At 61.8% G+C, this 22309-nt stretch carries 23 protein-coding genes; 10 read left to right on the forward strand and 13 right to left on the reverse strand.

All coding sequences use genetic code 11. The features are described 5' to 3' along the window. Positions 1-107: 107 nt before the first annotated feature. Positions 108-1124: a chemotaxis protein gene (locus AB5Y83_RS08855; protein ID WP_005335957.1), complete on the reverse strand. Its 1017-nt coding sequence runs from the start codon at positions 1122-1124 to the stop codon at positions 108-110. 201 nt (positions 1125-1325) lie between these two features. Here AB5Y83_RS08855 and AB5Y83_RS08860 point away from each other — a divergent pair, with 201 nt between their 5' ends. After that, complete coding sequence (locus AB5Y83_RS08860; RefSeq protein ID WP_368175035.1) at positions 1326-2045, forward strand: SDR family NAD(P)-dependent oxidoreductase; 720 nt, start codon at positions 1326-1328, stop codon at positions 2043-2045. Here the strand turns inward: AB5Y83_RS08860 and AB5Y83_RS08865 are convergent. Further along, positions 2032-4098, reverse strand: coding sequence for a tRNA(Met) cytidine acetyltransferase TmcA (locus tag AB5Y83_RS08865; protein WP_368175036.1), 2067 nt, complete (start codon positions 4096-4098; stop codon positions 2032-2034). The genes AB5Y83_RS08860 and AB5Y83_RS08865 overlap by 14 nt on opposite strands. Beyond that, positions 4095-4406 carry an HlyU family transcriptional regulator gene (locus tag AB5Y83_RS08870; protein WP_139735494.1) on the reverse strand — a complete coding sequence of 104 codons (312 nt, stop codon included), beginning with the start codon at positions 4404-4406 and terminating at the stop codon, positions 4095-4097. The genes AB5Y83_RS08865 and AB5Y83_RS08870 overlap by 4 nt, the downstream gene beginning before the upstream one ends. A 136-nt stretch (positions 4407-4542) precedes the next feature. Here AB5Y83_RS08870 and AB5Y83_RS08875 point away from each other — a divergent pair, with 136 nt between their 5' ends. The 3 genes from AB5Y83_RS08875 (at position 4543) to AB5Y83_RS08885 (ending at position 6000) form a co-directional block, all read left to right on the forward strand. Further along, entirely contained in the window at positions 4543-4749 is a 207-nt protein-coding gene (locus AB5Y83_RS08875; RefSeq protein ID WP_005335965.1) for a bacterioferritin-associated ferredoxin, read from the forward strand. Between the two features lie 144 nt (positions 4750-4893). Then, positions 4894-5370 (forward strand): bacterioferritin, encoded by a 477-nt coding sequence (gene bfr / locus AB5Y83_RS08880; RefSeq protein ID WP_005354959.1) that lies wholly within the window; start codon positions 4894-4896, stop codon positions 5368-5370. A gap of 171 nt (positions 5371-5541) precedes the next feature. Then, positions 5542-6000 carry a methylglyoxal synthase gene (locus AB5Y83_RS08885; RefSeq protein WP_005363178.1) on the forward strand — a complete coding sequence of 153 codons (459 nt, stop codon included), beginning with the start codon at positions 5542-5544 and terminating at the stop codon, positions 5998-6000. 89 nt (positions 6001-6089) lie between these two features. Here the strand turns inward: AB5Y83_RS08885 and AB5Y83_RS08890 are convergent, their stop codons facing one another. Both AB5Y83_RS08890 and AB5Y83_RS08895 read right to left on the reverse strand, forming a co-directional pair. Further along, entirely contained in the window at positions 6090-7241 is a 1152-nt protein-coding gene (locus tag AB5Y83_RS08890; protein WP_368175037.1) for an iron-containing alcohol dehydrogenase, read from the reverse strand. Between the two features lie 143 nt (positions 7242-7384). Then, positions 7385-7840, reverse strand: coding sequence for a hypothetical protein (locus AB5Y83_RS08895; protein WP_033115559.1), 456 nt, complete (start codon positions 7838-7840; stop codon positions 7385-7387). A gap of 465 nt (positions 7841-8305) precedes the next feature. Here AB5Y83_RS08895 and AB5Y83_RS08900 point away from each other — a divergent pair, with 465 nt between their 5' ends. Then, a complete protein-coding gene (locus AB5Y83_RS08900) occupies positions 8306-9778 on the forward strand; it encodes a C69 family dipeptidase (protein WP_368175038.1) in 1473 nt (490 codons plus the stop codon). Between the two features lie 61 nt (positions 9779-9839). Here the strand turns inward: AB5Y83_RS08900 and AB5Y83_RS08905 are convergent, their stop codons facing one another. The 3 genes from AB5Y83_RS08905 to AB5Y83_RS08915 are packed head-to-tail and all read right to left on the reverse strand — an operon-like array spanning position 9840 to position 11365. After that, positions 9840-10586 carry an SDR family oxidoreductase gene (locus tag AB5Y83_RS08905; RefSeq protein WP_368175039.1) on the reverse strand — a complete coding sequence of 249 codons (747 nt, stop codon included), beginning with the start codon at positions 10584-10586 and terminating at the stop codon, positions 9840-9842. 57 nt (positions 10587-10643) lie between these two features. After that, positions 10644-10889, reverse strand: coding sequence for a DUF3624 domain-containing protein (locus AB5Y83_RS08910; protein ID WP_108573586.1), 246 nt, complete (start codon positions 10887-10889; stop codon positions 10644-10646). Further along, positions 10886-11365, reverse strand: a complete 480-nt coding sequence (locus AB5Y83_RS08915) for a GNAT family N-acetyltransferase (protein WP_033115555.1) — start codon at positions 11363-11365, stop codon at positions 10886-10888. The genes AB5Y83_RS08910 and AB5Y83_RS08915 overlap by 4 nt, the downstream gene beginning before the upstream one ends. Before the next feature lie 186 nt (positions 11366-11551). On the opposite strand from AB5Y83_RS08915, the gene AB5Y83_RS08920 reads away from it, so the two are divergent. Then, positions 11552-12994, forward strand: a complete 1443-nt coding sequence (locus AB5Y83_RS08920; protein WP_368175040.1) for a RimK family protein — start codon at positions 11552-11554, stop codon at positions 12992-12994. Positions 12995-13021: 27 nt separating this feature from the next. After that, positions 13022-13561 carry an MgtC/SapB family protein gene (locus AB5Y83_RS08925; protein ID WP_042032827.1) on the forward strand — a complete coding sequence of 180 codons (540 nt, stop codon included), beginning with the start codon at positions 13022-13024 and terminating at the stop codon, positions 13559-13561. A gap of 74 nt (positions 13562-13635) precedes the next feature. On the opposite strand, the gene AB5Y83_RS08930 is transcribed toward AB5Y83_RS08925, so the two are convergent. Both AB5Y83_RS08930 and AB5Y83_RS08935 read right to left on the reverse strand, forming a co-directional pair. Then, positions 13636-15264 carry an alpha-amylase family glycosyl hydrolase gene (locus AB5Y83_RS08930; RefSeq protein ID WP_368175041.1) on the reverse strand — a complete coding sequence of 543 codons (1629 nt, stop codon included), beginning with the start codon at positions 15262-15264 and terminating at the stop codon, positions 13636-13638. 109 nt (positions 15265-15373) lie between these two features. Next, positions 15374-17341: a TonB-dependent copper receptor gene (locus AB5Y83_RS08935; protein WP_368175042.1), complete on the reverse strand. Its 1968-nt coding sequence runs from the start codon at positions 17339-17341 to the stop codon at positions 15374-15376. Here AB5Y83_RS08935 and AB5Y83_RS08940 point away from each other — a divergent pair. Beyond that, entirely contained in the window at positions 17330-17590 is a 261-nt protein-coding gene (locus AB5Y83_RS08940; RefSeq protein ID WP_201996373.1) for a hypothetical protein, read from the forward strand. The two genes, AB5Y83_RS08935 and AB5Y83_RS08940, sit on opposite strands and share 12 nt — an antisense overlap. Here the strand turns inward: AB5Y83_RS08940 and AB5Y83_RS08945 are convergent. Then, positions 17587-17844 (reverse strand): DUF2442 domain-containing protein, encoded by a 258-nt coding sequence (locus AB5Y83_RS08945; RefSeq protein ID WP_005335997.1) that lies wholly within the window; start codon positions 17842-17844, stop codon positions 17587-17589. The genes AB5Y83_RS08940 and AB5Y83_RS08945 overlap by 4 nt on opposite strands. A 258-nt stretch (positions 17845-18102) precedes the next feature. On the opposite strand from AB5Y83_RS08945, the gene AB5Y83_RS08950 reads away from it, so the two are divergent. After that, positions 18103-20067, forward strand: a complete 1965-nt coding sequence (locus AB5Y83_RS08950; protein WP_368175043.1) for an LTA synthase family protein — start codon at positions 18103-18105, stop codon at positions 20065-20067. A 91-nt stretch (positions 20068-20158) separates the two neighbouring features. Here the strand turns inward: AB5Y83_RS08950 and AB5Y83_RS08955 are convergent, their stop codons facing one another. After that, complete coding sequence (locus AB5Y83_RS08955; RefSeq protein ID WP_005336001.1) at positions 20159-20629, reverse strand: Lrp/AsnC family transcriptional regulator; 471 nt, start codon at positions 20627-20629, stop codon at positions 20159-20161. A gap of 143 nt (positions 20630-20772) precedes the next feature. Here AB5Y83_RS08955 and AB5Y83_RS08960 point away from each other — a divergent pair, with 143 nt between their 5' ends. Further along, positions 20773-21291: a cyclin-dependent kinase inhibitor 3 family protein gene (locus tag AB5Y83_RS08960; RefSeq protein ID WP_368175044.1), complete on the forward strand. Its 519-nt coding sequence runs from the start codon at positions 20773-20775 to the stop codon at positions 21289-21291. Here the strand turns inward: AB5Y83_RS08960 and metA are convergent, their stop codons facing one another. Next, positions 21292-22239 (reverse strand): homoserine O-succinyltransferase, encoded by a 948-nt coding sequence (gene metA, locus AB5Y83_RS08965; RefSeq protein WP_368175045.1) that lies wholly within the window; start codon positions 22237-22239, stop codon positions 21292-21294. Positions 22240-22309 lie beyond the last annotated feature (70 nt).

Below are 22309 nucleotides of genomic sequence, written 5' to 3' on the forward strand. Positions count from 1 at the left end.
GGATCGCAGTAAACAGTCAAAACAGCGCGGCCACTCCCTGGCAAGGAGTGGCCGCTTGAGGCAACCGGTCAGTGAATTCGACCGGCCAATGGCAAGTTAATGGCAGGTCAGATGTTGTTGGCGGGCGAAGGCGGGGCAATTCCCAGCAGCATGTGATCCATCATCCCCACCATGCGCCCTATCTCGGGCTTGGTGATGGTATCGTTGGCCCCCAGTTGCAGCGCTTTCTGGCGGTTGTCATCGCTCATCAGGGAGGAGAACATCACGATGGGCATCTCCTTGTAGGAGGGGGTATCCCGCAGTCGCTTGAGCAGGTGCATGCCATCCATGCGCGGCATCTCCACATCGGTGATCACCGCATTGACGAAGCCGGTCACCGGCATTCTCTCCTCCTGGGCCAGACGATCGAAATCCGTCATCATCTCCAGCCCCTCTCCCCCGTCCTTGGCCGTGATCACGTTGTAACCGGCGGTGCGCAGGGTGGTTTCGATCATCTTGCGGATAAAGGCCGAGTCATCCACCACCAGAATGGTCTTGCCCTGACGCAGCGCCATCATGCGATCGTCGATAAGCACTTTGCGGTCCTGAGTGACGTCGTACTTCTCCATGCTGAGCTCGGGGTTGATGTCGGCGATGATCTTCTCGAAATCGAGGATCATGATGAGGTTGCCATCGCGCCTGACCACGGCCACCACGCAGTCGTTCTCCCCCGCTTCCAGAAACTGGCTGGGTGACTCCACATCCTCCCAGGAGACCCGGTGGATCCTGCTGACGCTATCGATCAGAAAACCGTTGGCCATCTTGTTGAAGTCGGTGACGATCACCACCTTGTGGCTGGGGTCAGGGTTGGTCTTGATGCCGAGCCAGCCCGCCAGATCCACCAGCGGGATGAGCCGATCCCGCAGGGAGAAGACCCCCACCATATGGCGCTGGGCATTGGGGTAATCGGTGGTCTCAGGCACCCGGATCACCTCGCGCACCTTGGCGACGTTTATCCCGTAATAAGCGGTTTTTTCACGGCCGTCCGGTAGCTGCTTCTTGAGGTGAAACTCGATGATCTCAAGCTCGTTGGTGCCACTTTCGGTCAGGATAGATTTACGCTCTTCCCCATCTTTGGACATCATGGTGACTCTCATTCTGGTTGCGCGGGCAGCAGACCGCTGCGGTTTTCCCTCAGTATAGGAATGGAATTCACCCAACGGCTCGGATCTCGGCAAGATTGCAGCGTTAACCGCTTGATCCCGCACGCTGGCGGGAGCGTATCTGCCAATCAGGACAACATTGGCGGATGGTGAAATCCATCATGTACTCACAAGGAGCCTGAGATGAGTGAAGGCATCGTCGTGATTGGCGCTTCTGGCGGTATCGGGGCGGCTCTGGTGACACACTGGTTGGCGGCGGGTGTCGGGCCAGTAATTGCCATCAGCCGTCAGCCCGCACCTGCTGGCCTCTCATCGCCGGGTCTGCACTGGCTATGTTGTGATTACAGCGATGAGCAGATGACAGAAGTGGTGGCGCGCATCGCGGAGTTGGCACCGAGACCACATCGGGTGGTGATCTGCAACGGCATACTGCATCAGGGGGAAATCCAGCCAGAGAAGCGGCTCGAAGCAATCAATCTGGATGCCATGACCCGCCTCTACCAGACCAACGCCTTGCTGCCGCTGCGCTGGATCAGCCAGTTGTTACCGCTGTTTGGCCGCGAGCCTTGCACTCTGGCCGTTCTCAGCGCCCGGGTCGGCAGTATTGGTGACAACCGAGCGGGCGGCTGGTATGGCTATCGTGCATCCAAGGCCGCCCTCAACATGCTGCTCAAGTGTGCCGCCATCGAGCTGGCCCGGCGGGCCCCCGGCGTCAAATTGCTGGCCTTCCATCCCGGCACCGTGGATACCCAACTCTCCCGCCCGTTTCACGCCAATGTACCGGCGGGAAATGTGCAGAGTCCCGAGCTGGTAGCCGACCATCTGATTAACCTGATGAACCGGCTGCAACCGGATGGCGAGCTGAGCTTTCTCGACTGGCAGGGCAAACCTATCGAGTGGTAGAGGAACTCAAGAGCCGCGCCAGCAGCGCCCGCAAACTCTTGATCACGGCGGGCTTGCCAGCCAGTTGCAACCTAGCAGCCAGCATTCCCCAATCGGCATATTGCCAGATGGGGGCAATCAGCAGAGCACGTTCGTCAGGGGTCAGTGAACCCAGCACAGCCAGATTGCGCGCCAGCCACAGCTGCAAGCTGGATTGGCTCAGTTCGAACGGCTTGTGATGCAGGGCAAAGCACTCAACCTCATCGCGCTCGAACTCGCCAAGCTCCGCTGCGGTGACGGTACTGCCTTGCAGACATTGCCATACCAGCTCGGGCTCCAATCCTTTCAGCTCGCCCGCCAGCAGGGTCGGAAGCTGGCGTACGAAACGCTGCTGCCATTGATTCAACTCGATCTCATGCTCGGGTTTCAGCGCTTTGAGCAGCAGGGCTGCGTGGCATCCGCTGGCGGCATCCCGTTGCAAGCCGATGCGCAGCACCTCCAGCCCTGCCTTGCGCCAGAAAGGGAGCAGGTCGGCGCTGGCCGAAAAAGCCGAGCCAAGGTAATCGATCCCCGCCTGACGATAATGTTCTTCAAGCCTGCCAAGCAGTAGCGACCCCAACCCGTGGCGGTGTAGCTCGGGATGGATGGCGATACGCATCACCCGGGCGTAGCTGCGCCCCCCCGCAGTCTTGAAACCGGCATGAGCCAGCAGCGACTGGGGCAGCAGATGGCCGCGCGGACGGCGACGCCCGGCCCAGATCGCCTCGGCCAGCTCGGGCTCTATCTCCCCTTCCCGCGCCACCAAGGCCACACCCAGCAGGCTCGCATCCTGCTCCAGCAGATGGATATCGAGATCCGGGCTCTCCAGCAGGGACCTTAGATCGCTCGGCGTGGTCTGGTAGTGAGCCAGCACCAGCAGGCCGAACAGCTGGTTGAGCAACGCCTCGTCGCTCGCCAGCGCCTCTTGGCTGACCAGACGCCAGCTCGGGCTGGTCGGCGACATAGGCGCCGCCACTTCCGCATCGAGCCCCAGCAGGCGGAAGATCAGCGGCTCCAGCGGATCGCCCTCACTCCAGCGAATGGGCTCAGAGAGGTGGATCTCCTGCCACTCCGGGGTCTGGCTATCGAGCACCCGCTTGAAGCGCAGGTGAAAACCGCGCCCCGTCCCCTCGTAACCGTGCTCGGTGGTGGCAAACACGATGCGACTGTGGCGGGCCAGCATGGCCTCGAGCAACGGGGTCGGAATGGCGGCCGCTTCATCCACCAGCAGCAGATCGGGATTCATCGCCTCGTGCACCAGCCGATCCGGCGAACAGTAGCTCAGCCCAGCCAGCTGGTCCGGCGTAGTATCTAGCCCGCGAGCGGCGTGGGCAAACAGGGTCGCCACCGTTGCCTGCGAGGGGGCCGTCACCACTATGTTCAGCGAGGGTTGCTGGCGCAGCAGCTCGGCGGCAGCCAGGCCCAGCAGCGCACTCTTGCCACGGCCACGGTCGGCGCTCAGCACCAGCGGACGACGACGATGGCCGTGCAACACCTTGTGGATAGCGGGCAGTGCCCGTGCCTGATCGCTGCTCAGCCTGCGCTCCGGCCCAATCGGTTGCCACGGCTGCGAGCAAACCGGCGGCTCCAGAGAGAGGGCGGGATCACCTTCCAGCAACCGTACCAGCCGGGCGATAAAGCCGTGACCGGCCCGACCCGCCTCTTCCTGCTGGGCCACCAGCCGGATCCGGTCAGGATCCGGCCATGCAGGCCACTGTGCTCTGGGCGGCGTTAGCAGCAACAGCAAGCCACCAGCGCATAGAGTGCCCGCCAGCGCCCCGAAGGCGTCGGGATGAAAGCCGCTGAAGGCGTTGAACACCAGCGTGTCGCACTCCTGACCGAGCCGCTGCAGCGCCTTGGCAGCGGGTTGCGGGGCATAACTCTCGGGCCCGGCGCCCAGCCAGAAGACTGTCTCGCCGAGCAGGGATTGGGCGCGGGCAATGCAGTCGGCCTCCTCCCCCTCCAGCCAGATCAGGCGCCGCTCACCGGCGCGGGCCAGCGCCTCGCGCTGCAGGGTGACCTCTTGCAGTGTCATGAAGCTTGGCTGTCAGCCGGTTTGCGGGGCTCGAACATGCGATCTCCCATCTGATCGATAAAGGTGTGGGCCTTCTGCACCATGAAACGCTCGGCATCGGCCGGATTGGCAAACAGATCGGAGCGGATGAAACGGTGGGTTTGCAGCACACCGTCCAGCTCCTTGGTGATGCGCCCTGCCAGTCGGTACTGGCCACCTTCTGCCATGGGTTCCGGATAGATGAGATAGCCGGCATATTCGGTCGGGGTCACTTCCACAACCTTGGTCGGCTCGCCCCCGAACAGGGCGCTGAACAGTTTCTTGAGCATGGTGATCTCCTCTGATTGCCAGCATTGTCCCCAAGGGGTTGCACAGTGGCAAGCAGGGGATCTTATTACCAATGGTTATTTGCACTACGAACCATTCTCATTTAGATTTCATCTCATTCCACAAGAGGTGACCATCATGTACGTCTGTTTGTGCCGCGGCATCACAGATACCCAGATCCGCAAAGCGGTGCAGTCAGGTAAAAGCGAATTCCGACAGCTCAAGCAGTCGCTCGAGGTGGGCGCCCAATGTGGCAAATGCGTGCGCATGACCATGGAGATCATCGCCGCCGAGCTCGACAAGATGGAGCAGGAGCAACCCGTGCTCTACTACGAAGTGGCCTGATCCGGACACCTCTTTTCTGATGCGACCCGCCAACAGGGTCACCCCTTTTCTCAGGCGAGCTGGCTCGCCGGACCTCTTGTTGTCACTTTTCTGGACTAAGCTCTAACGATCGAAGCCTCAGGCACGAACCAAGGAGCACTGTCGATGAAAGGAGATCCCAAGATCATTGCCCACCTCAACAAGGTACTGGCCAATGAGCTGATTGCCATCAACCAATACTTCCTGCATGCCCGCATCTACGATGACTGGGGCCTCAAGGCGCTCGGGCACAAGGAGTATCACGAGTCCATCGATGAGATGAAACACGCCGACGAGCTGGTCAAGCGCGTGCTGTTTCTCGAAGGGCTGCCCAATTTGCAGGATCTGGGCAAGCTGCGCATCGGCGAGACCGTCGAAGAGATGCTGCGCTGCGACCTTTCGCTGGAGATGGATGCCATCCCCGACCTCAAGGTAGCCATCGCCTACGCCGAGTCGGTGCAGGACTACATCAGCCGCGACCTGTTCCAGGAGATCCTGGAAGATGAAGAGGAGCATGTGGACTGGCTGGAGACCCAGCTCGATCTTATCGATCGCATCGGGCTGGAGAACTACCAGCAGTCGCAACTGCACCACGGCTCCTGAGCCAGCAGGTCAGCAAGCAAAGAGACCCGCCAGCGCGGGTCTCTTCATTTGAGCAGCCATGACCCGAAAACTTTTCGACAGGATCACAGTTAATACGCCCGACACAGCATCTGTCATGGCTTTCGATTAGGATACGACTCTCTTCCAATAACAATGCTACGGACGATTTCCATGGAACAGATTGCACGCGAGATGGCGCCCCACAAACGGGTGGCACTGGTGGCTCACGACAACATGAAGACCCCTCTGCTGAACTGGGTGATGCGCCGCAAGGAGGAGCTCAAGCTCCACCATCTCTATGCGACCGGCACCACCGGCACCATGCTCGGCAAGAAGGCGCAGCTGCCCATCACCTGCCTCTTCTCCGGCCCCATGGGGGGCGACCAGCAGCTCGGCGCCCTGATCGCCGAAGGGAAGATCGACGTGCTGATCTTCTTCTGGGATCCCCTCAATGCGGTGCCGCACGATCCGGACGTGAAGGCGCTGCTGCGCCTCGCGGCAGTCTGGAACATCCCGGTCGCCACCAACGAGGCGACCGCCGATTTCATCATGGACAGCCCCCATATGCGGCAGGCGTTCAGCGTACAGATCCCGGATTACGCCGGTTATCTCAAGGCGCGCACCGAGTGATCGGCTAACCCGTCATGCAAGAGGGCCGCAACAAGCGGCCCTCTTTAATTGGGAAAATGAATCAGCCAGGGACACAAACCGGCGCCGGCTTATAGCGCGCGGGCGAGAATGCGCGCGACCTGATCCGGGTCGATATCCTGCAGCTCCCCGAGCGCGGTGCGCCCGACCCGCTTGAGATTGGAGCAGACCGCCGGAATGCAGCTTTCGCTCAGACCATAGTCAGAGAGCCGGGTGCCAAGCCCCATCTGCTGGAAGAACTGCTCGGTGCGGATGATCGCCTCTTCGATGCGCAGGGCATAATCCTCGCGGCTGGAGTGCCACACCCGCTCGGCAAACTGGGCCAGCTTCTCCTGCTTCTGCGCTGCCCGTTCTCGCAGCAGGGCGGGGAGCACCACTGCCAGACTCTGGCCGTGGTCGAGCCCGTAAAGCGCCGTCAGCTGATGGCCGATGGCGTGGGAGGCCCAATCCTGCGGCACCCCGCAACCGATAAGGCCGTTGAGCGCCAGACTGGCCGCCCACATCAGATTGGCCCGCACCTGATAGTTGGTCGGCTCCGCCAGCGCCTTGGGGCCGTTCTCCACCAGCACCTGCAGCAGCCCCTCCGCCAGTCTGTCCTGCACCTCACCCCCCACCGGAAAGGTGAGGTACTGCTCGGCGATATGGACAAAGGCATCCACCACGCCATTGCCGGTCTGACGCGGCGGCAGACTGTAGGTGGTGGTCGGGTCGAGCACCGCAAACTGCGGCTGCACCAGCGGGCTTCTGAAGGAGATCTTCACATCCCCCCGGCTCACTACCGAGGTGGGATTGCTCTCGGAGCCGGTCGCCGGCAGGGTCAGCACGCAGCCCATCGGCAGCGCCTTGTGCACGCTCGCCTGTTTGCCGCAGATATCCCAGGGATCATCCCCCTCGTAGCAGGCGGCGGCAGCGACAAACTTGGTGCCATCGACCACGGAGCCGCCACCGACCGCCAGCAGGAAGTCGATACGCTCGCGCTTCACCAGCGCCACCGCCTCCATCAACAACTCGAATCTGGGGTTGGCGCCGATGCCGGAAAACTCCTGCCACGTCACCCCCTCCAGCGCCCGGGTCAACTGCTCATACACCCCGTTCTGCTTGATGCTGCCGCCACCGTAGAGCACCAGCAGCCGGCTGCCGGGCGGGATCAGATCGGGCAAGCAGGCGATCTGCCCCTCACCGAAACAGATGCGGGTCGGATTGGCATATTGGAAGTTGTACACGGCGGACTCCTCGACTGGCTCAATGCGCGGACATTGTGCGCCTGTGGGGAGGTGAGGTCAAAATAGGTGGCAGAAGCTTGCCCATCGGCGGTCGACACTGGCCCATCGGTGTCGACCGGGTAGCGAGCACAACTGTGGCAGGATCAGGCGGTTTTGGCCTCATCTTTGGATGAGCTCTTCTTGCCGGTCAGGCGATCCATCGCCTCCTTGAGCATTGCATCTTTCTGCTCGTTGAGCGGCTTGCTCTGCTCCGCCCGCTCTTCCGGGGTCAGCTTCTTGTTATCGGCGATAGCCTTGAGCTTGTCTTCTATCTCGTTGAATTTCTTGCGATCAAACCCGAGCGCCTTGTCCACCAACTGCTGTACCACGCCCCCCTTGTCGGAGCTCATATCGAGTGCGGGCGGCAGCTTGCTGTTCTTGGCCAGATGTTCGTAGGTCAGCACCTGCTGGGCCTGACCGGTCATGCGCTGGGTGGAGAGGCTGACCATCTCCTCCCAGCCACCACCCTGACCGCCGCTACTGGCACTGTTGAGGGTGGCGAGGGCGCGGTTGTTGGAGGCGCTCTGAGCAAGCTGCTGGCTGTAGGGTTTGATATCCATGAAGACTCCCGTTCTGTGTGCCGACCCGCCGAAGCGGGCCGACTGAATGCGGCGGTATGGGGTCTGGCCCCACCTTTGACAAGAAAACCAGCAAGTTACAGGCCAACTTGTCAGATTGGGCGAGATCCCCGCTCTGGCGAGCTTGCCAGCGGTTACAGCCCCAATGCGGCGTCAGAATCATGACTCATCCGCTGCTTTTACCCCGATTTCCGACACATACCGCTGCCTCAAAAACGCTGCACCATATAAACCGCAGGAACGCTCCGTCGATCACAAAACAAACAACCAGCGAGGCATACAATTTTGGCGCACCATCGGGCAAGCAAGCAGCGTTATGGATGATATGTTTGCGAATTCAACCAGATGCAGACCTGTCTACCGTCGGATCTCCGACCCAGTCCGGTTACTCCCGGCCGCTTCTCCCGCCCCCTGACGCGCATCTACCGCAACCTTTCGGGCATAACTATGAAAAAACACACCTTGAGTCTTCTCTCCGCCACCCTGCTCACCCTGCTTGGCACCAGTGCCGACGCCTGTACCGGCCTTATCGTCGGCAAGGGGGCCAGTGCCGATGGCAGCGTAATGATCGCCAGAAACGAGGACTTTGGCGTCAACAACTGGAACAAGTACCTCGCCTTCCGGCCCGCGCAGCAGAACGAGGGCAAACTTTGGAAGCTGGGCAACGGACTGGAAGTGCCGATGCCCAAAGCATTTTTCGCCTACTCCGCCATCCACGACTGGGATGCCACAACCAGCGACCCGGACGGCAAGTATTACGAGGAGCGCGGCATCAACGAGTTCAACGTCGCCATTTCGGCCACCACCAGTGCCGAGGTCAACGACAAGGCCCAGAAAGCGGATCCGCTGATTGAGAAGGGGGTCATCGAGGCCATCATCCCGACCCTGATCCTGCCGCAGGCCAAAACGGCCAAAGAGGGGGTCGAGCTGCTTGGCCGCTATGTGGAGCAATATGGCGCCGGTGAGGGCAACAGCCTCTATCTGGCGGATGTGAACGAGGCCTGGCTGATGGAGATCGGCTCCGGCCACCACTGGATCGCAGTGCGGGTGCCGGACGACAGCTACGCCATGGTGGCCAACGGCCTGCGCATCCACGGCGTCAATCTCGACAGCGCAGATGTGCTGCACTCGCCCAAACTGCTGGAGTTTGTACGCGAGCACAAACTGCTGGATAACGCCGATCCGAAAGAGTTCAACTTCGCCAAGGCGTTCGGGGTCATCGCTGACCCGTATAACGTGGATCGGGAGTGGCTCGGCCAGAAAATGCTGACCGCCAGCCACCCGCAGCTGACCCGGCAGGCGCAATATCCGCTCTTTATGAAGCCGGATGCCCCTATCGCCGTGCCGGACGTAGCCAAACTGCTGAGCGCCACCTATGACGGCACGCCGCTGGCGGGCAAAGCGGAGCGGCCGATCCGTATCGATCGCCAACTCGAATCCCACGTCATCCAGCTGCGCAAGGAGATGCCCAAAGAGCTGCAGGGATTGATCTGGCAGAGCTACGGCGTGCTGGCCGAATCCGTGATGGTGCCGCTCTACAACACCCTGGAATCCTACCCCCTGCCCTATCGCACCGGCAGCGACAGCTACTCCGACTATTCCGCCTACTGGCAGTTCCGCAGCCTGACCGCACTGGCCAGCGCCGATCCGGACAAGTACCTGCCGCTGCTGCGCGGCGTCTGGAGCAAGGAGAGCAGCAAGCTCTACAAGGAGGTCGCCGTCCTCGACAAGAGCCTGAAACAGGCCTATGCCAGCGACAAGGCTACCGCCATCGGGCTGGCTGCCGACTACTCCTACGGTCAGTTGGAGCAGACCTATCAGATGGCCAAAGAGTTGCGCTACAAGCTGATGACGGATCTCACCAAGCGCACCGAGAAGAAGTATTCGCCGGAGGAGTTCAAGAAGATCATGAGCCTGTGACCGGCTCGCCAACGCAAAGAGGCTCCCACGGGAGCCTCTTTCGTTTCAGCCAATGCAGCGATCAGCGACGCCTGATATTGAGCGGGCCGAAGGTCTGCGCCACCGGCATGATCTCGATGCTGTTGATGTTGACGTGGGCCGGTTGCTGGCTCACCCAGAGCACGGTATTGGCGATATCTTCCGGCTGGATCGCCTCCACCCCCTGATAGACGGAGGCCGCCTTGGCATCGTCACCGTGGAAGCGCACGTTGGAGAACTCGGTGCCGCCGCACAGGCCCGGCTCCACGTTGGTAACGCGGATGGCGGTGCCCGCCAGATCGGCACGCAGGTTGAGGCTGAACTGCTTCACGAACGCCTTGGTGGCGCCGTAGACGTTGCCGCCCGGATAGGGGTAGGTACCGGCGATGGAGCCGATGTTGATGACGTGGCCGCGATTGCGCACCACCATGCCCGGCAGCAGCAGGCGGGTGAGCAGGGTCAAACCGCTGATGTTGGTGGCAATCATCTGCTCCCAATCTTCCAGATCCGCCTTGTGGGCCGGCTCCAGCCCCAGCGCCAGACCGGCGTTGTTGACCAGCAGATCCACCTCGCGCCACTCGGCCGGCAGAGCGGCGATGGCAGCGCGGGTGGCCGCCTTGTCCTGCACGTCGAACGCCTGCGGCAGGAACTGCGCGCCCAGCTCGTCGGCCAGCGCGGCCAGCCGCTCGGCGCGGCGACCGGTACCGATCACCTTGTAGCCCGCCTGCACCAGCTGACGGCTGATGGACTCACCAAAACCGGACGAGGCGCCCGTTACCATTGCTATCATCTGAACCTCCATTATCTCAACCGATATTGTTATTTATGTTGTTGAAACCAATCTGATTTATTCATCGCTCAATTCACGTCCGGTCACCTTGCGCCAGACAAATACCACCAGATGGAGCAGCAACAGGCCCGATCCCCCCAGCGCAAACAGCAGACCGGTGAGGGCGTTGACCGAGGTGTCGGCGCCACACCACCACCAGACCAGCCAGCCGACCAGGCCGATGGCAAAGGTCTGGCCGGCGCAGAGCGGGCAGCGCCCCAGCTTGGCCCTGATGGCGGTGGCGAGGCAGTTGTCGCAGCTCATCCCCTCTCCTCTTCTCTCCTCTCTCCGGCCAGCTTCAGCACCAGCCGATGGGCATGCTGACCCAGGCCATAGTAGTCCGGCAGCCGCTGGGTGGCTTTGAACCCCAGCCCACGGTAAAGCGCCAGCGCTTCAGCGTTGGCATCCGCCACCTCCAGCCGGATCGCCCCCCAGCCAGCCTCCTGTCCTTCGCGGATCACCTGCTCCAGCAGGCGCCGCGCCCAGCCCTGACGGCGGATGGTCCAGCGAATGGCGAGGGTCTGCACGATGAGGCGATCCCACCCCTTGTGCTCCAGCAGGCAGAGATAGCCCATCAGCTGCTCCTTCTCATCCAGCACCAGCAGGGTGCGGCCTCTGGCCTGGGCGAGCAGATAGTGCCAGCGACTGCGGCCAAAGGCGACCTCGGGAGGAAAACAGTAGCGTTCCAGTTTAACGATGGCGCCCAAATCGTTGGGTCGGGCGGCGCGGACGGTCAACACGGGGAGTCCTTGTTCGGTTATTTATCCTCAGCACCAAAAATGCGACTTGTATCACAAGTTACCAAGGCAGAATATTAGGCACTGTAACCTCTTGTTTCCCCTCGCGCCATTGTCGTGCTTTCCGGTGCATCGAAGCCCACTGGGGATCCTGCCGCTTAAGGCAGTTTCATCTGTGGAGCCGAAAATATGAGTACCTACGTCATCGTCGAAGAGCTGGGCGACTGGCCCTGCCATGCCGATTATCTGCTGACTGCCCGCACCTACCTGCAACACGGGGTGCCCACCACCGGCGGCCGCCCCCGCATCATCAACCTCTGCCGCAATCTGGAACACCTCAGCGCCGGCTACTACTGCTCACTGCTGGCCCAAGCTCGCGGCCACCACTGTCTGCCGGGTTTGCAGGCCATCAGCCAGCTGCAACCCCAGCAGCCACCGGCCAAGCTGTGGCGCAAGGCACAGGGGTGGCTGGCCCAGCAGAGCGAGGATCGGATTAGAGTGCGCGCCATCTTCGGCCAGTGCGAACAGAGCGAGCTGGCGGGACTGGCCCGCTACTACTACGGCCTCAGCCAGCTGCCGCTGCAGGAGCTGACCCTCAAGCGCGGCCGCCACGGCTGGTCGGTACGCCAGCAGCAGAGCCTGTCACCGCTGGAGCTGAGCCCGAGCGAGAAAGAACTGATGCTGCACCACGCCCAAGCGCTGGTGGGCACCGGTGATGAGGAGCAAGCGGCGCCGCTCTACCAGCTCGCCATTCTGGTCGACCCCGATGATGGCCGTGCCAGCAGTGACGGGCTGGCGCTGGAGCGCTTTATCCGGGCTGCCGCCGCCCAGGGCATCCGGGCCGAGATCCTGCCACCGTCAGCCATCGAGCGGCTGCCGGAGTTCGACACCCTCTGGCTGCGTGCCGAAACCGCAGTCGGCCACTACACCTTCGAATTTGCCCACCGTGCCGAACAGCTCAAGATGCCGGTGATCGACAGCTCCCGCGCCATCCTCGCCTGCAGCAACAAGCTCTATCTCTACGAGCTGATGGTGCGCAGCGGCGTGCCCATGCCGCCCACCATGGTGGTGACCCGCCGCGGCCGCCACCATGTGGATGAGCTGGTGCAGCGGCTCGGCCTGCCGCTGATGGTGAAGGTGCCCGACGGGGCGCAGGGACGGGATCTGGCCATGGCCAGCGACGAGCAACAGCTGGCCCGCCTGCTGGACGAGGGGCTGGGCCGCTCCGCCCTGCTGCTGGTGCAGAGCCGGATCCCCGCCGAGTTCGACTGGCGCATCGGCTTTCTCGACGGCTCGCCGCTGTTCGCCTGTCGCCGTTTCCGCCCCGACCCCGGCAACCGCATCCGCCGCCGCAAGCACCCTCTCGACATGAGCCGGATCGAGGCGCTGCCACTCAACGAGGTGCCGGAGCGGGTACTGCAGACCGCTCGCCGTGCCGTGCATCAGCTCGGCAACGGCCTGTTCGGAGTCGACCTGCGCCAGCAGGGGCGCGACTGCGTGCTGCTGGAAATCATCGACAATCCCTGGATACGTGGCGATATTGAGGACAGAGAGGCAAAGGACCTCTACGAGCGCCTCGCCCGCGCCTTCCGCCAGCGGCTGGAGAACCGGGGGCAGAGCGCGGCCGGATAACAACAAGCATCGATTGCAGAGGTGGATATGATGACGACTGATTGGTGGGACATTGCGCCCCTTGGCTGGGAGAACATCCTGGTCTGTCTGGTGTGCGGCACTCTGGTAGGGCTGGAGCGCCAGCTGCGCGGCAAGCCGGTCGGCATCCGCACCTCCTCGCTCATCATCCTCGGCACCTACTGCTTTCTCGCCATCGGCGCAGCCCTCAGCCCCCAGAGCGCCGATCAGGCGCGGGTGCTGGGCCAGCTCATCACCGGCATCGGCTTTCTCGGCGCCGGGGTGATGATGACCCGGGATGGTCAGGTACTGGGGGTCACCTCCGCCGCTACCGTCTGGATGCTGGCCGCCCTCGGCGCCCTCATCGGCATGCAGATGCTCCATCAGGCGCTGCTGCTCACCGGTGTCACCCTCTCCATTCTGGTCGGTGTCGACTATCTGGAGACCAGCTTCAAGAGCCTGCGCCGCGGGGTGCACAACCGGCTGGAGAGCTGGCGCAATGGCAACGGCAATGGTCACCCGCCAGCCGCTCCCCGCCCGGATGAGCTCGGCAGCGGCATCGAGAAGTAGGACGACGTCGCAACGGGCATCGCCATGAAAAAAGGGCTCCGTTATGGAGCCCTTTGCGTTGGGGCGTGGTCACGCTATTGCAGCAACAGGAAGCGACCGGTGAGGGGTGGCAACTCCACCGTTACGCTGCTGCCGCCAATGGCCAGACTCTCGCCGCTTTGCAGGTCTACCAGCGCACTGCCGCTGCGCAACTTGCCCGTCGGCAGGTTGTAGCTGAGCGCCGTGGTGGAGAGGTTGAGCAGGTAGACTATCTGCTCCCCCGCCGTCTGCTTGATGTCACCATAGAGACTGCCCTCGGCCACCAGTTTGACTCGCTCCCCCTGATAGAGAGCGGGGTGGGCGGCACGCATCGCCAGTAGCTGGGCCAGCCACTCTTTCAGCTCGACCTGTTCGCTACTTGGCACAAAACCGGTGACAGCGGGCACCTTGCCGTCGCTGCGGGCCACATGATCGTCGCACAAGCCCTGCGCCGCACAGTCACCACCAACCTTGGCGGCAAAGCCCGGCACCTCGTCGCCAAACTCCTCGCCATAGTAGAAGGTGATGGGGCCGGAGCGGGCCGCCATAAAGCTGAAGGCTGCCTTGTGGCGCTGCCAGTACTCGGCCGGCTTGAAGTTGCCGCGCTCCAGCAGATCGCCAAAACGCACCAGATCATGGTTGCCCAGCATCAGGTTCGGCATGGCGTGATTCGGGTAGTTCTCCACCTTGTTCCAGCTGGCGTCAAGCACGCTGGCCCCCTGCCCGCCCTTGCCAGACTCCTCGACCGCCAGCGCCTGCACGATGCCGTAGCGCAACGGGAAGTCAAAGGCCGAGGAGAGCGCCGGATTGTCGCTGCTGCCGTAAGCCTGGGCGCGAATATCGTCAGCCCCCTTCCACACCTCGCCCACCATATAGCCAAGGGTGCCCCACTGCTGCCCTGCCGCCTTGCGCGTTGCGCTGGCCTGCTCCACCTCGCTGCGAATTGCGCGCCAATCATCCAGCCCAAGCTGATAGGCCTGATCGAGGCGCCAGCCGTCGATACCGTACTGCTCGATCCAGTAGCGGGCCACCTCCTTGAAGTAGGCGAGGCTCTCCGGCTTGCTGTAATCCACCAGCTGGCCGGGATAACCCGCACCGCCGCTGGTGAGGGCTGGCAGACGCCCCTCTGGAGAGGGCTTGCTCACCCCCACCTTGTTGACGTGGCCAAACACCCCGTCGAGGAAGACATAGAGGCCGCGCTGGTGCGCCCCATCCACCAGCTGTTTGAGCTTGGCATTGCTGCCGAAGTTGGGGTCCACGGTGAAAAAGTCGCAGGCGAAGTAGCCGGTGGCATCGAGCTTGTTATCGCCGCCTTGCCCCGCGCAGGAGTCGAACACCGGGGTGAGCCAGATGGCGTTGACGTTGAGACTCTTGATGTGATCGAGGCTGTCGATGATCCCCTGCAGATCGCCGTTGTGCTGGGAGGGGCCATAGCCGACGCCGTAGTTGGCACTGCCGTCACCATCGGCAAACGACTCCACCATTACCTGATAGATGCGCAGGTTGCAGGCGAGTTGATCGTCGCCATAGCAAGCACGACTGGCCGTGGCGACCGGAGGGTGGGTGACCGGCGGATTGACGACGGGGGGAGAACTCTCCCCACCTGAACTACCGCTGCCGCCGCAAGCCGCAAGTAACAGGGCGGCCCCGAGCAGGCCGCCATAGCGTAACGTTCCCTGTTTCATTGTTATGTTCCCGCTGTGAGAGCAGGCGTCTGATACGCCTGTTTTTCACCATGATAGCGATGCTCACACAGCGGTGTCTGTGACTGAAAACGTTATCTGACTCAACTGGTTAGAGCACCCCTGCCGAGGCAAAACGGTAGTTGACAGAGAGCCAGTAGGAACGGCCCGGCTCGGGGATGCGGCCGCTCTGCTCGTAGCCCAGCCCTGCTTGACTGGCGTGCACCGACTTGGAGAGGTGCTCGTAGTAGAAGGTGTCGAACAGGTTGTCCACCCCGGCCGAGAGCTGCCACCCCTTGGCAAACTGCCAGGCGCCGCTCAGGTTCATGGTGAAGAAGCCCGGGGTCTCGCCCTGATCCTGGCCGGCGACCGTGCCGGAGCCCACATCCACCCGATCCTGCGCCGCCACGGCGCGCCCCAGCAGGGTGAAACTCAGCGCTTCGTCCGGCTGCCAGCCCAGCGCCAGTTTGCCATCGAGCGGTGGCATCTGGGCCAGCGGTTTGTTGTCGCTCTGGTTTTCGCCGTAGACCACCGCCAGACCACCATCGAGACGCCACTGCTCGGCAAACTGCCAGCGCCCCTCCAGCTCGCCACCCCGGGTCTGGGCATCGATATTGCGCACCTTGTTCGACTTGCTGTTGTAGAGCAGGTAGTCCTTGATATCGGCACTAAAGATAGAGAGGGTCAGGTCCAGCTCGCGACTGCGCAAAGCCAGCCCCGCATCCCACTGGCGACTGCGCTCCGGGTTGAGGGTAAAGGGGGTAACGTCTTTGTTACGCTCCCAGTAATCCGGCGCCCGCTCTGCCTGCCCCCAGGCCAGATAGCTGGACCAGCGTGGCGACCACTGATATTCGTAGCGGCCAAACCCGCTGTTAAGACTCAGGGTATCGCTGTAGAGGGTCTGTTCACCGGCGCCATAGCGGGTGGTCTCTACCCTATCCTGACGGTAACCGCCCTTGTAGCTGTGAGCCCCCTGCTGACGACCCAGTTCGGCGAAGCCGCCCTGCTGCTCGAAACGCAGGGTGCGCTGGCGTGGCTTGTCTGCATAATCCAGATCCTTGCGAAATCTGTGTTGATCCCGGTTGCTGTCGAGCCCGGCGGTCAACAACCAGTCGGCAGGAAGGGCGATATCGTTGGCCCAGCGGCCGCCGGTATTGCGGCGATCAGGGTTGCTCAGGGATTTGGTGGTGCTGTTTTGCCGCAGGCTGAAGTTGTCCATGATGTGGTCTATGTAGTTGTCCCACAGGGTCAGCTCGCTGCGCTGCCAGTAGCGGGTTATCTGCTCCTGCTTGAGCTTCAGCCCGAAGGATTCGCGGTCAAACATGGGGCCATCCATGGAGCGATCCGCATAAGCGGCGCGGGCATTGCTGCGCTCGGCGGTGAGTTCCAGCCAGGTGTGCTCCCCCGGCGTCCAGCCCAGCTGGGCGGTGCCGTTCTCGCGGCGATAGAAAGAACGCACCTCGTTGCCGTGACCATCGCGGTAATCGTCGCTATCGGAGTGGGTGAACTGACTGCGCAGATAACCGTCGGTCGAGCCCGCCGTCATATCCACCATCTGATCATCACGGCCAAAGCTGCCATAGAGGGCCGAGGCATCGGCCTTGAGGCCCGGTGCGGTGAACTCGGGCCTGTCACGCTCGAACAGCACGGTTCCCGCCAAGGTGGCACCCTGCTCCAGGGATTGCGGCCCCTTCAGCACCCGGATCCGGTCAAAGGATTGGGGGAACACATAGGCCGTGGGCGGGTCCATCCGGCCGCCACACCCACCGGCCAACATGCCGCCATCCATCTGCACGTTGAGGCGGGACATCCCCATCCCCCGCAGTACAGGGTCGCCACCGAGCCCCCCTTTGCGCACCATGCTCATGCCGGTGACATTCTTCAGATAACCGGCGCCGTCGGCAGCGGGCATGGGGGAACCGGGCTTCTTGGGATCCAGTGTCACCTCCAGGGTGCTGGCGGGGCGGGTTGCCACCACCACCATGGGATCCAGCTGTTGAACCGATTCCTGACCGGCAGCGCCGTGACAGGCGAGTCCACCAACCAGCAGGGCAAGAGGTGTGCGCATATGACAAGCCATACATTTTCCTTATGTATTTGTTTGTTTTGTTATTTTCATTCAACCAACCAAACCTTTCAGCAAGGGAAAGGTTTGCCGTCAGGCCGCAAAAAAGGCCTGCGGCGCGAAAGCGGCAAGCCTCTGTCAGGTGAAGCGAAGGCAAGTTGGCAAAATGTTGCGCAGGTTTTACCCAAGTTGGCTCAGAAAGGCAAACGGACAAACATTCCAGCAACAGGAATCTGGCGTTGGCTCACAAAAAATGGGGATTAGCTGAAGGCTTCCCGCTCATCAATGGGAGAGATGAGGTGATAGACCTCATGGGCGGATAGCGTGCAACCAACAGGCCACTCCAGCTGGTGGTGACGGTTGATGAAGACCCGGGCGCAATGACGCTCGCTCTCCAGCTTTGCAAACAGCGGCTGGGTTCGCCAGGGGGTCAGATCCAGCACCCCCGTGGTGCCATCCGATAACACCAGAAACAGGCGCCATCCCCGCACATACTCGACATCGATAAAGACCGGCATCCCTTCGGCTCCGATTGAGATAATTCGCGGCAATTATAAACACCCATCCCCCATCCATACGCGCTGTGGCTCACATTTTATCCAGCAGGTTATGCTGTGCTCATTAAGCGCGCGACATCACATTTTTAGATGATAAATGTGTTAATTCCGGCTTTTAACAAAATTGAATGCAACCTTAACCAGTTCGATCTGTCATAACCTCACAACAAGTAAAAAACGTCTGTGGACAGGCGCTTACAGTCTCATTCAGGAACAAACATGACAGTTCTAAAACAGCGACTCGGCCCGTTTTGGCCCTTCGCCATCTTCTGCGCGCTCGCGCTTTTCTCTCTCTCTTTCAGCCGAATCGCCCTCGGCCTCTGGCAACTGGAACGGGTGGATGCCGTGGCCGGTTGGCAGGAGATGCTGCTGCAAGGGATCCGGGTCGACTTTGCGACCCTCTGCTGGGTCTGGGGTGTCCCCGCCATGCTCACTCTGCTGCTGGCAGGCCCCCATGCCATCGGCCGAGGCTGGCTGCAACTGATGCGCGTCTGGCTGACCGTCGGACTCTGGCTGATGCTGTTCCTCGAGATCTCCACCCCCTCGTTTGTCACCGAGTATGGCGTGCGTCCCAACCGCCTCTATGTGGAGTACCTCATCTATCCGAAAGAGGTGTTCGCCATGCTGTGGGCGGGCCGCAAAGCCGAGCTGCTGCTGGCCTTACTCTTCAGTGGCGCCGCGCTGGCCGGCGGTTGGTGGCTGAGCGGCCGTTTGGTGCGTGGCCTCAGCTTCCCCCGCTGGTATCTGCGTCCTGCCTTCGCCCTGCTCATTCTGGCCATAGGTTTTCTCGGTGCCCGCTCCAGTCTCGGCCACCGCGCCCTGAACCCGGCCATGGTCGCCTTTGCCGAAGATCCGCTGGTCAACTCGCTCACCGTCAACTCCGCCTACTCCCTCTTTTTTGCCATCAAGCAGATGGGCGCCGAGGAGGATGCCGGCCAGTTTTACGGCGAGATGACGGAGCAGAAGGTGCTCGAGGTCATGCGCAAGGAGAGTGGCCGTCCGGCCAGTGATTTCAACTCCGTTCTGCTGCCCAGCCAGACCTTCAATGAGGCGAGCTTCCAGGGTAAACCGAAGAATCTGGTGATCCTGCTGCAGGAGAGTCTGGGCGCCCAGTTTGTCGGCTCCCTCGGCGGCCTGCCGCTCACCCCCAACATCGATGCCCTGTCGCAGCAGGGCTGGGCCTTCGAGCAGCTCTACGCCACCGGCACCCGCTCGGTGCGTGGTATCGAGGCGGTACTGACCGGCTTCACGCCTACCCCGGCACAGTCGGTGGTCAAACTCGGCAAGAGCCAGACCAACTTCTTCACCATCGCTGATCTGCTCAAGCAGCGGGGTTACGACACCAGCTTTATTTATGGCGGCGAGAGTCACTTCGACAACATGCGCAGCTTCTTCCTCGGCAATGGCTTCACCACCATCGTCGAGCAGAAGGATTTCGACAATCCGGTGTTCAAAGGGTCATGGGGGGCTTCCGACGAGGATCTGATGGCCAAGGCCGACGAGACCTTCAAGGCGTTGCACAAGGAGGGTAAACCCTTCTTCAGTCTGGTGTTCAGCTCCAGCAATCACGATCCGTTCGAATTCCCGGACAACCGCATCGAACTGTTCGAGCAGCCCAAGCAGACCCGCAACAACGCGGCCAAGTATGCGGATTACGCCATCGGCGAGTTCTTCAAGAGGGCGAAACAGTCCGAATACTGGAAGGACACCCTGTTCCTGGTCATCGCCGACCATGATAGCCGGGTCGGTGGCGCCAGTCTGGTGCCCATTCCCCGCTTCCATATCCCCGGCATCATTGTGGGTGACGGCATTGCACCGAGGAAGGATCCGCGCATCGTCAGCCAGATCGACATGGCGCCGACCCTGCTCTCCCTGATGGGGATCAGTGCCGACTACCCCATGCTCGGCAAGGATCTGACCCGCATGCCCGCCGACTGGCCGGGTCGGGCCATCATGCAGTACGACAAGAACTTCGCCCTGATGCGCGGCAAGGATGTGGTGATCCTGCAACCGGAACGGGCGGCAGAGGGCTATGTCTACGACAATGCCAACGAGAAGCTGACCCTGGCAGCGCAGCCGGACGCCTTGAAGGAGGATGCGCTTGGTCTTGCCCTGTGGGGCAGCATGGCCTATCAGAAGAGTCTCTATCAGACGGCCAAGGATGAACGCACCGCCGCCAATTGAGCCGCTCGTGCTGCTTCAACCCATAGCAGAATGGAAAAAACCGCCAGCTGGCGGTTTTTTCCATCTATCCATACCGTCGGCCCACAGGCCGTTATGGCTGGGGAAAGCAGGGCAGGGAGCGGCTGAACTTGTGCTCGAATACCAGCGAGGTTTCGAGGTGCACCACCTCTTCGCGGGAGGTGAAGTGATCGAAGACGAAGTTGCGCAGGTGCTCGGTATCGGAGACACAGAGGTGCACCAGAAAATCATCCTTCCCCCCCATGTGGAACAGGCTGATCACTTCGGGCAGCGCCAGAATGGCATCGCGGAATGCATCGATGATCTGGCGGCTGTGGCGGGCCAGCTGCAGGGAGACCATTGCCTGAATGTGACCCCCGAGGGCCTGATAATCCACTTCGCAGTGTGCCCCCTTGAGCACGCCATCCTGCTGCAACTTGCGCACCCGCTCCAGACAGGTGGAGGGGGCAACGCCCACCAGCGCGGCCAGATCCTTGTTGGTCATGCCCGCATCCCGAAACAGATGGGCCAGGATATCCAAATCCAGTTGATCCAGGTTTCTCATCTTAACTCCTTGAACCGCTCAATTTTTTAGACTCTGCCCGTAAACCGGGGCAAACACAACGGCCATTGACATCCCCCCTGCCCCGCCTATCCTTGGCGCCATTCACCGGCCGCAGCCCTGCGGCCACCACGCGAGGATCCGCCATGCACCCGTATCACCCCTTCTGGAGCCTTGAGGTTCCCCGTGTCGACGGTCAGCTGCTGCTGACCCCCTGCCCCGGCACCCAGCAGGTGCCGCTGACCCTGGCGCTCGATCAACTGCGGTTGGCCGGTGCCCACGGGGTGGTGACCCTGATGACAAGCGCCGAGTTGATCCGACTCAAACTGGCGCAGCTCGGCCAACAGGTCGAGCACGAAGGGATGCGCTGGTTCCATCTGCCCATCGAGGATGATCTGGCCCCCGATGCCGACTTCGAGGCTGCCTGGCAACAGGCGCTGCCACAGCTGCGCGAGCTGCTGGGGGATGGCAAACATCTGGTCATCCACTGCAAAGGGGGCAGCGGTCGTACCGGTCTGATCGCCGCCGCGCTGCTGATGACCCTCGGCCAGCCACAGCAAGAGGCGATGGCCGCCATCAAGGCCCACAGACCCAAGGCGTTTACCCTGGCCTGCCACCGCCAGTGGCTCGACCAGCTGGCAGAGCGGCTGGCGCAGGGCGACTGACTACTTGCCTCCCTGGTCGTAGGTAAAGACCTTGCCGATATCTTCCACCCGATAGCTGGTGAGCTGATAAACGTAGTAGTTGAGCCAGTTGGCAAACAGCAGATGACCATGGCTGCGCCAGCTGGCGCGCGGGGTCTTGCCCGGATCGTTATTCGGGTAGTAGTTGGCCGGAATGGCCGGGTCGAGCCCCGCCGCCAGATCCCGCTGATACTCCCCGTCCAGCGTCAGGGCATCGTACTCCGGGTGCCCGGTGACAAACACCTGACGACAATCCTTGGTCGCCGCCAGATAGACCCCCGCCTCTTCTGACTCGGCAAAAATCTGCAAGTCGGTCTGGGCACGGATCAGATCGCCATCAAACGCCGCGTAACGGGAGTGGGGGGCGACGAACTCGTCATCGAAACCGCGCAGCAACGGCTCGTGCTCATCGAGGCGATGGTGGCGGTAAACCCCGGAGAGCTTCTCGCCGTGGGTCTGCTTCTCCATACCATACAAGGCTTTCAGCGCCGCCTGCACCGCCCAGCAGAGGAACAGGGTGGAGGTAACATGCTGATGGGACCACTCGATGATCTCGACGATGCGCGGCCAGTAGACCACCTCCTCGAACTCCACCAGCCCGAGCGGCGCCCCTGTGATGATCATGCCGTCATAGTTGTTGCCACGCACCTGCTCGAAGTCGTGATAGAAGTTCTCCAGATGGGCCTGCGGCGTGTTCTTTGACTCCCTGTCATCGATGCGCAGCAGATCCACATCCACCTGCAGCGGCGAGTTGGAGAGCATCCGCATCAGCTGGATCTCGGTCTCAATCTTCTTTGGCATCAGGTTGAGGATGAGCACCCGCAGCGGACGGATGTTCTGGGTGACGGCCCGGGATTCCGTCATCACGAAGATGTTCTCCTGCCCCAGCACTTCGGCGGCGGGTAACTGATCCGGGATCTTGATCGGCATGCTTACTCCCTGTACTGCATCAGTAAATATGTCTGGACATCCAGAAGCCTATAATAAAGCTCCTGCCCTG

The sequence above is a fragment of the Aeromonas sp. R5-4 genome (assembly GCF_040908215.1).
In the GTDB taxonomy this organism is placed as follows: Bacteria; Pseudomonadota; Gammaproteobacteria; order Enterobacterales; family Aeromonadaceae; genus Aeromonas; species Aeromonas veronii.

What these genes read in the sequence shown, in the direction of transcription:
- AB5Y83_RS08950 (WP_368175043.1), top strand. Translation starts at nt 18,103, where the DNA reads ATGACAGTTCTAAAACAGCGACTCGGCCCGTTTTGGCCCTTCGCCATC.
- AB5Y83_RS08945 (WP_005335997.1), bottom strand. Translation starts at nt 17,844, where the DNA reads ATGCCGGTCTTTATCGATGTCGAGTATGTGCGGGGATGGCGCCTGTTT.
- AB5Y83_RS08910 (WP_108573586.1), bottom strand. Translation starts at nt 10,889, where the DNA reads ATGAGCTGCGACAACTGCCTCGCCACCGCCATCAGGGCCAAGCTGGGG.
- metA (WP_368175045.1), bottom strand. Translation starts at nt 22,239, where the DNA reads ATGCCGATCAAGATCCCGGATCAGTTACCCGCCGCCGAAGTGCTGGGG.
- AB5Y83_RS08875 (WP_005335965.1), top strand. Translation starts at nt 4,543, where the DNA reads ATGTACGTCTGTTTGTGCCGCGGCATCACAGATACCCAGATCCGCAAA.
- bfr (WP_005354959.1), top strand. Translation starts at nt 4,894, where the DNA reads ATGAAAGGAGATCCCAAGATCATTGCCCACCTCAACAAGGTACTGGCC.
- AB5Y83_RS08865 (WP_368175036.1), bottom strand. Translation starts at nt 4,098, where the DNA reads ATGACACTGCAAGAGGTCACCCTGCAGCGCGAGGCGCTGGCCCGCGCC.
- AB5Y83_RS08900 (WP_368175038.1), top strand. Translation starts at nt 8,306, where the DNA reads ATGAAAAAACACACCTTGAGTCTTCTCTCCGCCACCCTGCTCACCCTG.
- AB5Y83_RS08870 (WP_139735494.1), bottom strand. Translation starts at nt 4,406, where the DNA reads ATGCTCAAGAAACTGTTCAGCGCCCTGTTCGGGGGCGAGCCGACCAAG.
- AB5Y83_RS08860 (WP_368175035.1), top strand. Translation starts at nt 1,326, where the DNA reads ATGAGTGAAGGCATCGTCGTGATTGGCGCTTCTGGCGGTATCGGGGCG.
- AB5Y83_RS08935 (WP_368175042.1), bottom strand. Translation starts at nt 17,341, where the DNA reads ATGGCTTGTCATATGCGCACACCTCTTGCCCTGCTGGTTGGTGGACTC.
- AB5Y83_RS08940 (WP_201996373.1), top strand. Translation starts at nt 17,330, where the DNA reads ATGACAAGCCATACATTTTCCTTATGTATTTGTTTGTTTTGTTATTTT.
- AB5Y83_RS08895 (WP_033115559.1), bottom strand. Translation starts at nt 7,840, where the DNA reads ATGGATATCAAACCCTACAGCCAGCAGCTTGCTCAGAGCGCCTCCAAC.
- AB5Y83_RS08930 (WP_368175041.1), bottom strand. Translation starts at nt 15,264, where the DNA reads ATGAAACAGGGAACGTTACGCTATGGCGGCCTGCTCGGGGCCGCCCTG.
- AB5Y83_RS08920 (WP_368175040.1), top strand. Translation starts at nt 11,552, where the DNA reads ATGAGTACCTACGTCATCGTCGAAGAGCTGGGCGACTGGCCCTGCCAT.
- AB5Y83_RS08885 (WP_005363178.1), top strand. Translation starts at nt 5,542, where the DNA reads ATGGAACAGATTGCACGCGAGATGGCGCCCCACAAACGGGTGGCACTG.
- AB5Y83_RS08960 (WP_368175044.1), top strand. Translation starts at nt 20,773, where the DNA reads ATGCACCCGTATCACCCCTTCTGGAGCCTTGAGGTTCCCCGTGTCGAC.
- AB5Y83_RS08925 (WP_042032827.1), top strand. Translation starts at nt 13,022, where the DNA reads ATGATGACGACTGATTGGTGGGACATTGCGCCCCTTGGCTGGGAGAAC.
- AB5Y83_RS08905 (WP_368175039.1), bottom strand. Translation starts at nt 10,586, where the DNA reads ATGATAGCAATGGTAACGGGCGCCTCGTCCGGTTTTGGTGAGTCCATC.
- AB5Y83_RS08855 (WP_005335957.1), bottom strand. Translation starts at nt 1,124, where the DNA reads ATGATGTCCAAAGATGGGGAAGAGCGTAAATCTATCCTGACCGAAAGT.
- AB5Y83_RS08955 (WP_005336001.1), bottom strand. Translation starts at nt 20,629, where the DNA reads ATGAGAAACCTGGATCAACTGGATTTGGATATCCTGGCCCATCTGTTT.